The sequence below is a fragment of the Paenibacillus sp. P2(2022) genome (assembly GCF_029522175.1).
Classification (GTDB): Bacteria; Bacillota; Bacilli; order Paenibacillales; family Paenibacillaceae; genus Paenibacillus; species Paenibacillus polymyxa.
Genome location: NZ_JAKWFI010000003.1, coordinates 290308 through 303216, shown reverse-complemented (window position 1 = coordinate 303216; position 12909 = coordinate 290308). Strand labels below are relative to the sequence as shown.

The following is a 12909-nucleotide window of genomic DNA, read 5'->3' as shown; positions in this document are numbered from 1 at the left end:
AACTCCCTTCCGGTCTCTAATAGAAAGACCGAAAAGGGAATAGGATATGATGGATATAACAACGTGATTGGATACGATAAAAATATTAGTTGGATACAGACAGCACGGCTCGGGCTGCTTGAGCCGCCTGTACCATTTGCCGCAACGCGGCGACAGATTCCTCCTTGGTGCGGGTTTTCAGCCCACAGTCTGGATTAACCCAGAACAAATCTGCTGGCAGTACGCGCAAGGCACGCTGAATCATGCTTAGCATTTCTGATTCATCAGGAATACGCGGGCTGTGGATATCGTACACGCCCAGACCGATGCCTTTGTCGTACACCTGATCCTCAAAGCTAACAATCAGTTCACCATGACTACGAGAGGTTTCAATAGAAATCACGTCGGCATCCATGTCTGAAATGGACTGGATCATATCTTGGAATTCGGAATAGCACATGTGTGTATGGATTTGGGTCGCAGGTTCAACAGTGGCCGTGGTCACAAGGAAGGCTTGAACCGCCCAATCCAGATAGGCCTGCTGTTGTTCTTTTTTCAACGGGAGCCCTTCGCGAATTGCGGGTTCATCCACCTGAATCATGCTAATACCCGCTTGTTCGAGTGCCTCTACCTCTGCCCGTAATGCCAGAGCTAATTGCAAAGCAACTTGCCTGCGTGGAATATCATTGCGTTCAAAGGACCAGTTCAAAATGGTCACAGGGCCTGTAAGCATTCCTTTAACTGGCTTGGAGGTTAACGATTGGGCAAATGCCGTCTCTTCCACAGTCATTGGTTGATCGAACGACACATCTCCGTAAATAATCGGCGGTTTAACACAGCGGGAGCCGTAGGATTGCACCCATCCGTTTTGTGTAAAAGCAAAGCCTTTTAGTTTTTCGCCAAAAAACTCAACCATGTCGGTCCGTTCAAACTCCCCATGTACAAGCACATCTATGCCAATGTCCTCTTGGATATCAATCCATTCCTTGATCTGCTGCTGGATGAATGTCCGATATTGCTCGGCAGACCATTCTCCTTTGCGATAGTGCAGGCGGGCCTTGCGAACCTCAGCAGTTTGCGGGAAGCTGCCGATGGTCGTCGTAGGCAGTGGGGGTAACTTCAGCCTATTTTGCTGAATTATACGGCGCTCGGCGAAAGGAACGCTGCGTGATAGTGGCTCCTTTGCCAACAGGTCGGCCAAATCGGCAGCTGTCTGTACCCTTGCCGCTGAGCTGTTGAAGCGGGCTACCGCTTCCGCACTTTGCTCAAGCTTGGCAAGTGCGGATGGATCATGCTTACCAAGTGCAGCCGCCAAGACTGCGATTTCATCCAGCTTTTCATCGGCAAAGGCTAGGGCATGCACCAGCTCTCGGTCCAGCTTGTGCTCTGCTTCCAGACTGACCGGCACATGCAGCAGACTGCACGATGGCTGCACGATAAGCTGTTCTGCATTGATTTGTTCTGCTAACTGGCCCAACAGCGCAGCCACGGCATTCAGGTCGCTGCGCCATATATTGCGCCCATCAATGACACCAGCACCCAGCGTTTTCTCTTTGGGGAAGCCATGTCGCGATATATGCTGGAGATTTTCGCCATCATCATAGACAAAATCAAGACCCAGTCCCTGGACTGGAAGTTCAGTCAGACGCTCATAATGATCTAGGCTACCAAAGTAGGTTTGCAGCATGATGTTTAAGGAGGGAGCAGCTTGGGTCAAAGCTTCATAGACCTCCTGAATAATATCCAGATCCTCTACTGGGAATGAGGTGGTCAGGACAGGTTCATCGATTTGGACCCATTGTACGCCTTCTGCTGCTAGTTCGGACAGGACTCGGGCGTATAAAGGCAGGAAGGTTCGTATAATAGAGGCCAGATCCTTACGATCATAGCCTTTGGATAAAACAACAAATGAGTAGGGACCGATGAGAACCGGTTTACCGTCAATACCTAGCTCCTGCTTTGCTTCACGATAAGCGAGTAAGGGCTTATTTTCAGTGAGCACTGGAGCCGCATTTTCCAATTCGGGAACGATGTAGTGGTAATTGGTATTCATCCATTTGGTCATTTCGCTGGCGGTAGCTCCCTTCTGCCCACGTGCCATCCCGAAATACACAGACAGAGGAACCGGACCTGTAGGACGATAGTTGAACCGTTCGGGTACGAGACCGAACATCACAGATGTATCCAGCACATGATCGTAATAGGAAAAGTCTCCGACAGGAATGCGATCAATCCCTTTGTCACGTTGCTTGCTCAGATGCTCCAGACGCAATCTTTTCATCTCACTATGCAGTTCACTTTCGTTAATACTACCCTGCCAGAAGCGCTCCAGTGCTTTCTTCCATTCCCGGTTCCCGCCGATACGCGGATATCCCAGATTACTGCTAGTCAAACCGGACAATGCAGATCGTTCGTTAATGGACATGTAGGTTTCCTCCTAAGTGGTAGCCAGTTTATTTTTACGTACCAAAAAAGGCATTCTGTCCCCAAGGCTAAAAATAAGTAGGGGAAAGAATGCCTCCGCGATTAAAATTCAAAAATACGGCGACTGCTCTTAACACCTCCCTATCTTCCGTAGGTACTGCGATGTTGTTAAAATAGGCAGGTCTCCTGACTTACGGATCATGACGTTCAGCATCCCTTCCCGGTCTGTGGACCAGTGGGTGTATGAGCAGCTGAACATTCCCCGTTTACAGTGGCGGGACCGTCCCGGATTTGCACCGGCTTCCCTTTTAAGTCTGATCTGAATAGAACAGACACCTATTTCCAAACTATGCGATTAAGGTATGACGAATAATTATGCACTCGTATACTTGTTCACCATCATAAGTGAAACTCACAGGATGTGCAATAGAAACAGTAATAGAAACTGGAGTGGAATCTGTTAGTTATATGCAAAAAAGACAAGTCCAACCCATCGTGGGGAACTTGTCTTTGGTATAGCATCTTGCTAAGTAGAACATCGCCTTTAAGCTAATGAAACGGTGTAACCTGCTTGAGTACTGGCTTTCACATCTACCAGGCGCTGATTACGGCTGCCCCGAAAGGGGAGGGTCAAATCCTTTTGCTGTTCAACAAAACGGCCGTCCACAATCACGTCACACAATAGCGCCAGTTCCTGTCGCTCCCGATCCATGAGCAGATCTTCGTAGACAAAGCCTGTGTAGGCCCAGACGGTTCGGTCGGGACAAGCCGCGCGGAAGTCACGTACAAATTGCGAGCATTCTGCTGCTGAGAAAAAAGGGTCTCCCCCGCAGAGAGTCAATCCGTCCAACAGCGGATTATCCATGATATCACGGATGACCTCCTGTTGACGCTTGGGCGTGAATGGCTCCCCTGCGCGAAAGTTCCACGAAGCTGGATTAAAGCAGCCGGGACAGGCATGGCGGCAACCGCTAATGAATACGACGGTGCGCAGGCCGTATCCTTCATTCAGAGATTCCGGAATATAGCCGCACAAATTCACTTATGCTTCACCCGGTCGCGAACTTCGGCTTGCTTGGCAGCATTAAAACGAACGGTATAATCACCTGTCAGATATCCGGTTACCCGACGTAAACGCTGAAAATGCGTGTGTTCCTCATCCGTGCCGCATTGAGGACAGCTTGTCCCGATAATTCCTTCATAGCCGCATTCCGTACAACGATCCACCGGATGGTTGATGGAGAAGTAGCCAATGTTCTGATGCAGCGCGTATTGAACAATTTTAAGAAACGCATCCGGGTTATTCCGCGCATTACCGTCCAGCTCGATGTATGAAATTGCACCCGCATTACATAGATTATGGAACGGAGCCTCCAAGCTGATTTTACGAGCAGCCGGGAGCTTGTAATACACCGGAATATGAAAGGAATTCGTGTAATATTCCCGGTCATTTACTTCAGGAATAACTCCGAAGTCACGTTGATCCAGCAATGTGAACTTGCCCGACAGCCCTTCGGCAGGTGTCGCGAACAGTGTAATATTTAGATTGTGATGTTCACTCATTCGATCACAATACACGCGCATGGAGGTGATGATTCGCTGTGCTTCACGGTATACAAAATCATCCTCTCCGTGGTGTTTTCCGTATAATGCTTTCATACACTCAGCCAGCCCGATAAATCCGATCGAAAGCGTACCGTGCTTTAGGACGCTTCCCACCTTCTCATCAGGTGCCAGTTCTTTTCCGCCTTCCCATACCCCTTCGCGCATCATAAAGTCCGAGGCTTTGGCTGGCTGGCTGGTCTGGATATGATAGCGATGGATTAGACCGTCTACTGCAATTCGCATAACCTCTTCCAGTCTCGCGTCAAAGCGGTCACGGTCAGGTGTCAGACGCTTGCCTGTGCAAATACCATATTCAATCCCGAGCCGTACCAGATTAATAGTATTAAATGAGAGATTACCCTTGCCGCTCTGGCGGTTTCTGCCGAAACGGTCAGAAATGGTACGGGTACGGCAGCCCATCGTGGCAATGATGGTATCCGGGTCATCTGCGCGGTAATAAGGCAGATTGAAGGTAGCATCCACATTCACAAAGTTGGGATACATCCGCTTGCTGGAGCATTCTACCGCTTTTATGAACAAATCGTAGTTGATATCGCCCTCTGCCTGGTTGACTCCTTTTTTACATTGGAAAATATGTTGTGGAAAAATAGGAGTTTCCCCGCTGCCCAGTCCGCGAATCGTGGCTTCCAGCAGCGATTGCGAAACAAGCCGACCTTCAGCAGACGTACACATCCCGTAATTCAGTGAAGTGAATGGAATTTGCCCCCCTGCCCGACTGCTCATCGTGTTCAGGTTATGAATGAGCGATTCCGCCGCCTGCCGGGTTTCTGTCTCTGTCTCTTCGCGTGCGAATGAGTATGAACGAGGGCAGACCTCTTGCAAGTGAGTATTGGCTAAATGCAGCTCGTCGTCAGACCAACGGGAGTCTAGCTCTTCCTCGAACAGCCGGAGTCCTTTGCGCAGATGCTTGCGGAAGGAACGAGCAACGTATGGAGCAAGATCCCAATCTATTTTATTGGCAGAGACACCACCAAATTGGCTATTTTGTTGAGACTGGAATATGATGGCGACCAGTGCCATAGCAGACATAATTGTTTGTGGTGTGCGTACAGAGCCATTGCCTGTATTGAAACCGTCTTGTAGCAAACGACCAAATGGGATAAAGATACAATTTGTAGTTCCGAGCGCATATTGGTCCAAATCGTGAACATATACATACCCATGGTCAATCGCGTCTGTTAATTCAGGCGGAAGTACACGCAGGCGCGCATACCATTTGGCATATTCCGAGCCAAGCTTGCTCATTTTGCCGCTAAACGATTCTCCATTTAAATTTGCATTCTCCCGCAGCATGTCCAGATCTTGTGCCCCAATGACTCGCTCACCGATGTCGTATAATTGATGTTCCTCCAGCACCTTCATCGTAAAACCCTCCATATAGTAAAAAATATATATTTTTCACAAAAACAACATATTGATGATATCTAGTGATAACCAATTGTTTCGATCTATATATTGTATATACGTAGACATTGAGAGTATGTGACTATTGTCACATTGATAGAGGCGAGAAGCAGGAAAAGGCCAGGTATAGAATAAGGGACACATCCACAGATATGCACCTTACTCTACACCTGGCCATTGTAGTTACAGTGAAATAAGTAGGTTTTCGAGTACATCGTATATGATATTGGGAAAAAAATTTTTAGAAGGTTTAGAGCAGCTTTTTCAGTTGGGACACACGGCCTTGGGAAATATCGAGCATTTCTGCATACACTTTTTGTGGCAGGTTCGGATGTTCCTGAATCAGCTTGCGGAGCTTTTTTACCATTTCACCTTGTTGCACTCTGGAATGCTTGGGCTGCCAGGTAGTGTTGGCTTGGTTCGATTTGGTATGTTCTTGAGCCTGGATGGCATCGTTGCTTGTGGCATGTACATGTTCATCGTTCTTTAATAACTGGATGCAATCAGCGCAAATAAAGCTGTCCCGAAAATAAGTTAAATGATCCACTGCGCCGCAAAATTTGCAGGAGACACCCGTGTATTTCCTTAATACAAATCCTTCTTCATCTACGAAGAATTCAAGCGAATCACCGATATTGATATCCATAGTGGTGCGCATTTCCTTAGGGAGTACAATTCGCCCCAGCTGATCCAGAGGCCGTGTCATTCCGGTATTTTTCATCAGCGCTTCCTCCTTCAATGATATATCCTGATTATACCAAAAAATATCATTTTTAGCTTTATATAAGAAAAAGAAATTGTAACTTTTTTTCTCGTATGCCGCGGTTTGTATTTCATCCAATTTAGGATGTTTTCGGTATTGTTGCTGGTGTACTCCTTTTTCGTTATGATATATTAAAGCGCTTTCGTGCATAACTTTTTATCATCTTAATGAAGCTAAGGAGATGACGGATTTGAGTCATGAAACAACGGGTATCGAATATTTATTTCAAGATCCGAAGATTCAACTAGATGAGCGTGTACGGGATCTCGTGTCGCGACTAACCTTAGAGGAAAAGATCGAATCTATGCTGCAATACCAGCCGGCCATTGACCGTTTGGGAGTTGCAGCTTACAAGCACGGTACGGAAGCAGCACACGGGATAGCCTGGTTGGGGGAGGCCACTTCATTTCCTCAGCCTGTGGGTTTGGCCTGTACTTGGGATACGGAGTTAATGCGTCAGATCGGCTCTGTTATTGCAGATGAGGCGCGTGTCTACTATCGTCGTGATCCAAAATTGAACGGTCTTACCCTGTGGGCGCCTACAGTGGATATGGAGCGTGACCCAAGATGGGGAAGGAATGAGGAGGCCTACGGCGAAGACCCGTATTTGACGGGAGAATTGTCGAAGGAGTTAGTCAAAGGGATACAGGGTGATCATCCGGTATATTTGAAAGCGGTTGCGACGTTAAAACATTTTCTAGGTAACAATAATGAAGTGGACCGGGGTATTGGCTCCTCCAGCATAGACCCACGAAACCTGCGAGAATATTATCTAAGAGCATTTGAGAAGCCTTTTACGGAGGGCGGAGCCCAGTCGATGATGACTTCTTACAACTTGATTAACGGGACGCCTGCTACGTTATACCATGGTGTTAACGATATTGTCAGAGGCGAATGGGGAATGGACGGCTTTGTCGTAAGTGATGCGGGTGATGTGATGGGGATTGTAAACGACCATCAATATTACGATTCCCATACGCCGGGCGTGGCTGAATCTATTCGCGCTGGAATTGACAGCATTACCGATGATGCAGAGCTCTCCAAGCAGGCGATTCGAGAAGCTTTGGAGCAGGGCTCGCTACAAGAAGAGGACTTGGATCGGGCATTGTTCCATACGTTCCGTGTTCGTTTTCGTTTGGGGGAATTTGATCCGGCGGCAGACAATCCCTATGCCTCCATCGGGGAGGAGGCTTTAATGACAGAGCAAGCCCGTGCATTGTCGTTGCGTGCGGCGAGGGAGCAGATCGTACTGCTCAAAAATGAGCAGGAACTTTTGCCATTGAACCCTGCCCAGTGTGGCAAAGTAGCGGTCATTGGTTTGCATGGCAATGAGGTGTTCCGCGACTGGTATTCCGGTACGCTACCTTACCGGGTTACACCGCTGGAGGCGATTCGTGCCAAGCTGGAAAGCGGGGGCGCGGAGGAACGTGTCGTGTACTCCGATGCCAAAGATCGTGTGACCTTGACGGCATCGACTGATGGCGCGAAGCTCATAGTTAATTCTTCTGGCGATATGCGCTTGTCCCAGGATGGAGAGCCAACGGTATTGACCATGACAGATTGGGGCTATGGCAGCGTGACGCTGCATGATGAACATCTGGGTACCTATGTGACGAGCGATGAGGAGACGCTTCGCGTGACAGCTGCTGAAGCGTATGGCTGGTATGTTAAAGAGGTCTTTGGACTGACTCCTGTAGAACAAGGAGAGCATCTGTGGACCACGTGGAATGGTAAGCCAGTGATCGCAGGAACGGAAGGCTCCTTAAAGGTGATGGAATCCGCAACTCCTGCATCTAATGTCACAGACTCCGACCGTACGACTTTCCGTATTGAGACGGTATCGGATGGCTTGGCGGAGGCGATAGCCGCTGCGCAAGCGGCAGATACAGCGATTGTATTCGTTGGAAATCACCCGCTCATTAACGGAAAGGAAGAGAATGATCGCCCAGGCCTGGAACTTGCTGCTTCCCAGCAACGACTTATCGAGGAAGTATATCGCGTCAATCCGAATACGATTGTGGTTCTGACGGGCAGCTATCCATTTGCGATTCCTTGGCTTCAAGAGCATATTCCAGCGATCGTATATACGTCTCATGCGGGACAAGAGCATGGTACAGCCATAGCGGATGTATTGTTTGGAGATTACGCACCCGCAGGGCGTCTGAACATGACCTGGGTTCAGAATGAGGATCAATTGGGTGATATCAGGGATTATGATATTATTCGTGGCGGTCGTACCTATCAATATTTTGAAGGTGAACCGTTATATCCATTTGGACACGGGCTAACGTATTCGCCATTTGAATATAGTGATCTGCATACAGACGCCCATAAGGATAACGTTAAATCTATGGCTACACTTGACGCCGCAGATACTATCCAGGTGTGGGTAGATGTGACGAATCGGGGGGAAGCTGCTGGCGAAGAGGTTGTACAACTGTATGTACGCTCTGAAGCCTCGCGCGTAAAGCGCCCGTTGAAGACACTGTGTGGATTTCAACGCATTCGCTTGGAGTCAGGTGAGACGCGAACGGTCTCTTTTACGGTTCGGGTAAAGGATTGGGCGATTTGGGATGTCACACGGGATTGTTATTGCGTTGAATCGGGTGAATATACACTGCTGGCAGGTGCCTCCTCAGCAGATATTCGATTGGAGCATCCTGTGTACGTTCGAGGTGAAGTTATTCCACCACGGCAAGCTGGACCAAGGATACGAGCTGAAAACTTTGATGATTGCTTCGACATCCTGCTGGATGAAAGCAAGGAGCAAAGGGAGGCCTGTGTACGTCCACGTTCAGCGCAACGTTCTGGTTGGATTGCTTTTTATGACGTAGACATGAATACGGTGAGTGTAGCCGAGTTTCAGTGCCGCGTGTCAGGCAACAGCAGTGATGCAGCCATTGAACTGCATTTGGATGGGCCAGACAGCCAAGCTGTGGCACGCATCAATGTGGGCAATACAGGAGGGGCACAAGCATGGGTGACACTCTCGGAAAAGGTACAGTCAGCCTCCGGCATCCGGGATGTTTATCTGTCACTTAGTGGAGAAGTACGACTAGGTCATTTTACTTTGGGCGCTAGGGATCCAGAGGGTTCCGGCTTTCAGGCTTGAACTTACATCTGACATCACGTACAATGCATTCAACGAAGTTTCTACAGCTTAGGGGTGTCATCTCATTTGAATAGTGAAAAAAGACTACGCACCGCAACGCCCAAATGGCTTGGAATTGCGGTAAAGGCGCTTGTCTATTTGGAAAAACACGGGGAGCTTTGTGCCAGCGGTTCTATTGCCCGCTCCATTGATTGCGAGGTCACTTTGGTGCGCAGGGTGCTGACACGGCTTGTGCAGGCTGATTTGATTGCAGCACGTGAAGGGCGCGAGGGAGGTTATGTGCTTACCCGTTCGGCGGATCATATTACACTTGCTGATATATACCACGCCATTGAAATATGTGATCCCATTTTCCCGGGGATGATGCATGAACCGGAGACGAACCCTTTTTGCGGGGAGTTGGCGATCGCCGTATCTGAGATTTTAGCTGAGAGTGAACGTCGCATGCTGGAAGTATGGGAATCTCATACGCTTGCTTCGCTCGCCAAGCGTACATCACTTGTGGTAGGGAATTGCAATCATACTGAAGATAAGGATGCCAAGTCACCTTCCCCAAGGGATTAACATCTTTTCATTTAAAAGGATAATAGCCGATACGATCCTCAAGAGAGGGTTGTATCGGCTATTTCTGTGTAAAGGTCATGCCTCAAATTATATTTCATAGGAGCAAACCCGATTACGTCCTGCTTTTTTAGCTTCATATAGTGCTTTATCCGCCTGTTCCAGCAGGGCTGCTCCGGATATATCTTCTCCTGTACCAGGGAAGGTGGTCACGCCGATGGACACGGTAACTTTAAGAATAAGTCCGTCCGCTAAAACAAACTCATACTGATTTACTCCGCTAAGAATCTGATTAGCTATGCGTAGTGCTTGCCGAAAAGCACAATTCGGCAAGAGTACGGTGAATTCTTCTCCCCCGCTGCGAGTGACTACATCATTAGTACGGCACTTTTCCATTAAAATCTGTCCAAGCTGACGCAGCACTGCATCGCCTGCGGCATGTCCGTAGGTATCGTTGACTTCCTTGAAGTGATCAATATCCAACACCAGTACAGATAAGTGCTCATGACGTTGACGAGCTTGAGGGAGCTGTTCTTCCAATGAGAACTCAAGCTGTCTTCTATTGCTTAAATTAGTGAGATGGTCTGTGTAGGAGGTATGCTCCAGTCGAAGTAACAGCTCATTGGATGTGTTGATAGATTCAGCAATGAGGTACAGAAGACATCCGCCGACCATGGAAATGAAGAATTGGAGCGGATACACGTGCAGAACATCATCGAGATTTTTCAAATTTATCATAAGGGGACAGAATATAATGCCCAAAGCAAAAACATTCATCATAATCAGCTTGGGTAAACGCGACCAGGATAAATGTGACAGTACAGCACACCCCAGACCAGCGAGCAGCATAAAAATGGCGCCTACGATGGCTTGAGTGTTGATACCAAACAGCAATAGTCTGCCTAAACATATAAAAAGCGTTGCCATAAGCGCAGCTGGGGCGCCGATATAAGTTGCGGTAGCTACGATAGCCAGATGTCGAAGATCAGCGATGGTATTAAATCCTACTGGAATGGAGTAGTACATGATAACAATGCCATAGCACCCAAAAAGAGCGCCACCAATCCAATGTACCTTATGCGTTAAGGTGTGTAGACGGATTTTATACCTTTGTGAAACAAGACCGGTTATGTACAAAAAGGTGACAAGGATACAGGTATTTACAAAAAACGTACTAAACAAGATGTTAACCCTCCCGAGAGGCATATTCCTTCATTTTATCAAAAAGAACTGACATTAGGCTTAAAAATTAAAAATTTATTCAAATTTATTACGCTGGGTTTGCTTAAAACGTTTCGATCGAGTGCTTGGTGCATAACTGGGAACAGATTGCGCATACTCCAAAGATACATTAATTAGGAAATAGGTAGTGTACTGTTGCCATTTGGAGAGGAGGTTTGCTCATGATTCGCTATCCCTATCGCAAACATAATAGAAAATCGGGTGTGGATAAGAAGAATGGAAATTCTCCGCGCTATTTAAAAATCGAGGCTTGTTTGGAAACCAACTTGCAGCAAGTTAAGGAGTTGACGTCAGATAGCCCAGACTTTCTGATTCGCCGCTTTAAAGTGGGCCTTAGGGCGGATGTCCCCGCCGCTATTGTGTTTCTAGATAGTATGGCCAAAACGGATACGGTGAATGAACTCATCATGAAATCCATGCTTAGCCGCCCATCTGCTGAGGTAGCTGTGGAGGTGGAGAGCGCAGAGGCGCTGTACACAAAAATACAGAGTCACGCGCTTGCACTTGGAGAAGTGAAGGACTGTGATGATTGGAATTCCATGATGAAGCAATTGTTAATGGGGGACACAATCATCTTATTGGAAGGCTGCGAAAAAGCCATTGCGTGCGGTACACGTGGGGGAGAGACACGCGCTGTCAGCGAGCCAACAACCCAGACAGTCGTCAGAGGACCAAAAGATGGATTTGTGGAATCTCTGTTCACGAATATTTCTCTGGTTCGGCGACGGATTAAAAGCTCTGATCTTACACTGGAAATGTTTCAAGTGGGAAGCACGTCTCTCACGAATGTGGCCATGCTATACATGAAGAATATTGCGAATCCACGTGTCGTAGAGGAGGTTCGTAAACGGATAGAAAACATCAACATTGACGCTATATTTGAGTCCGGCATGGTTGAGGAGATGATACAAGAAAATCATTTCACACCCTTCCCAACGATCTTTAACACGGAAAGACCTGATACCATCAGCAGCAATATTATGGAGGGCCGAGTGGCGCTCATTATAGACGGAAATCCGTTTGTATTGGTGATGCCCACAGTGTTTGCTCAATTTTTCCAGAACTCTTCTGATTATGAAGAGCGTTACGATATGGCGACTGTTGTTCGGCTCATTAGATATATCAGCTTCATTATTCTTATTCTAGGGCCTTCTCTCTACATTGCTTTAACAACATATCATTATGAAATGATACCGACTCCATTGCTGATTAGCATATTAGCTCAGCGGGAATCCGTTCCTTTTCCGGCATTTCTAGAGGCGTTAATTCTGGAGATCACCTTTGAGATTTTGCGTGAGGCAGGTATCCGAATGCCGCGTGCGGGTGGCCAAACGGTATCCGTTATAGGAGCGCTTGTGCTGGGTCAAGCGGCTGTGGAAGCCGGAATTGTCACCCCGCTGCTCACGATTGTAGTAGCCCTGACGGGGATAGCCAGTTTCGCAATCCCAGCCTACAACATGGCAGTAGCCGGGAGACTGTGCCGATTTATTTTCATGATCCTGTCTGCGTTCATGGGCCTATACGGCATTACATTGGGGCTGATTGCGCTAATTGCTCATATGAACAGTCTGAGTTCCTTCGGGGTGCCCTACATGGCGCCTTTTAGTCCTTTTGTGCTGGAGAGTCAAAAGGATGCCGTATTGCGACTCCCATTCTGGATGATGAAGAAACGTCCTAAAAGCATTACGTCTAAGAACCAGAAACGAATGAAGGATGGAAGCGGAAATTCCCCTTCGGATAAAACCACGCCGATGCAGGAGGGGGGCAATCAGGGTGTATCAGGGGAAGAGGAATGAAC

General features: G+C 47.8%; 8 protein-coding genes and 1 riboswitch. Of the genes, 3 read left to right on the top strand and 5 right to left on the bottom strand.

Translation table 11 applies throughout. The annotated features are described in order from the left end of the window. Positions 1 to 85 precede the first annotated feature (85 nt). From metE to MMB75_RS13105, 4 genes are all read right to left on the bottom strand, one after another. The gene (gene metE / locus MMB75_RS13120) at positions 86 to 2404 is read right to left on the bottom strand and encodes a 5-methyltetrahydropteroyltriglutamate--homocysteine S-methyltransferase (protein WP_277507929.1); all 2319 of its coding nucleotides are present in this window, start codon (positions 2402 to 2404) and stop codon (positions 86 to 88) included. Between the two features lie 158 nt (positions 2405 to 2562). Next, positions 2563 to 2758: riboswitch (cobalamin riboswitch) on the bottom strand. A gap of 189 nt (positions 2759 to 2947) precedes the next feature. After that, positions 2948 to 3445 (bottom strand): anaerobic ribonucleoside-triphosphate reductase activating protein, encoded by a 498-nt coding sequence (nrdG, locus tag MMB75_RS13115; protein ID WP_277507928.1) that lies wholly within the window; start codon positions 3443 to 3445, stop codon positions 2948 to 2950. Then, positions 3442 to 5391, bottom strand: coding sequence for an anaerobic ribonucleoside triphosphate reductase (locus MMB75_RS13110; protein WP_277507927.1), 1950 nt, complete (start codon positions 5389 to 5391; stop codon positions 3442 to 3444). Before MMB75_RS13110 ends, nrdG begins: the two co-directional genes overlap by 4 nt. 292 nt (positions 5392 to 5683) lie before the next feature. Further along, positions 5684 to 6154, bottom strand: coding sequence for an AbrB/MazE/SpoVT family DNA-binding domain-containing protein (locus MMB75_RS13105; protein WP_017428580.1), 471 nt, complete (start codon positions 6152 to 6154; stop codon positions 5684 to 5686). A 232-nt stretch (positions 6155 to 6386) separates the two neighbouring features. Between MMB75_RS13105 and MMB75_RS13100 the strand changes: the two genes are divergently transcribed. Together MMB75_RS13100 and MMB75_RS13095 are read left to right on the top strand one after the other, a co-directional pair. Then, positions 6387 to 9308 carry a glycoside hydrolase family 3 protein gene (locus tag MMB75_RS13100; RefSeq protein WP_277507926.1) on the top strand — a complete coding sequence of 974 codons (2922 nt, stop codon included), beginning with the start codon at positions 6387 to 6389 and terminating at the stop codon, positions 9306 to 9308. A gap of 66 nt (positions 9309 to 9374) precedes the next feature. Beyond that, complete coding sequence (locus tag MMB75_RS13095; RefSeq protein WP_016822775.1) at positions 9375 to 9872, top strand: Rrf2 family transcriptional regulator; 498 nt, start codon at positions 9375 to 9377, stop codon at positions 9870 to 9872. A gap of 87 nt (positions 9873 to 9959) precedes the next feature. On the opposite strand, the gene MMB75_RS13090 is transcribed toward MMB75_RS13095, so the two are convergent. Next, positions 9960 to 11051: a diguanylate cyclase gene (locus tag MMB75_RS13090; protein ID WP_031462399.1), complete on the bottom strand. Its 1092-nt coding sequence runs from the start codon at positions 11049 to 11051 to the stop codon at positions 9960 to 9962. A gap of 221 nt (positions 11052 to 11272) precedes the next feature. Here MMB75_RS13090 and MMB75_RS13085 point away from each other — a divergent pair, with 221 nt between their 5' ends. Continuing rightward, on the top strand, positions 11273 to 12907 hold the full coding sequence (locus MMB75_RS13085; protein ID WP_277507925.1) for a spore germination protein: 1635 nt from the start codon (positions 11273 to 11275) through the stop codon (positions 12905 to 12907). The last annotated feature ends 2 nt before the right edge of the window (positions 12908 to 12909 follow it).

Bases quoted from the DNA above. Each gene is read 5' to 3' on its own strand.
- MMB75_RS13085 (WP_277507925.1), top strand. From the start codon at position 11,273: ATGATTCGCTATCCCTATCGCAAACATAATAGAAAATCGGGTGTGGAT.
- MMB75_RS13110 (WP_277507927.1), bottom strand. From the start codon at position 5,391: ATGAAGGTGCTGGAGGAACATCAATTATACGACATCGGTGAGCGAGTC.
- metE (WP_277507929.1), bottom strand. From the start codon at position 2,404: ATGTCCATTAACGAACGATCTGCATTGTCCGGTTTGACTAGCAGTAAT.
- MMB75_RS13105 (WP_017428580.1), bottom strand. From the start codon at position 6,154: ATGAAAAATACCGGAATGACACGGCCTCTGGATCAGCTGGGGCGAATT.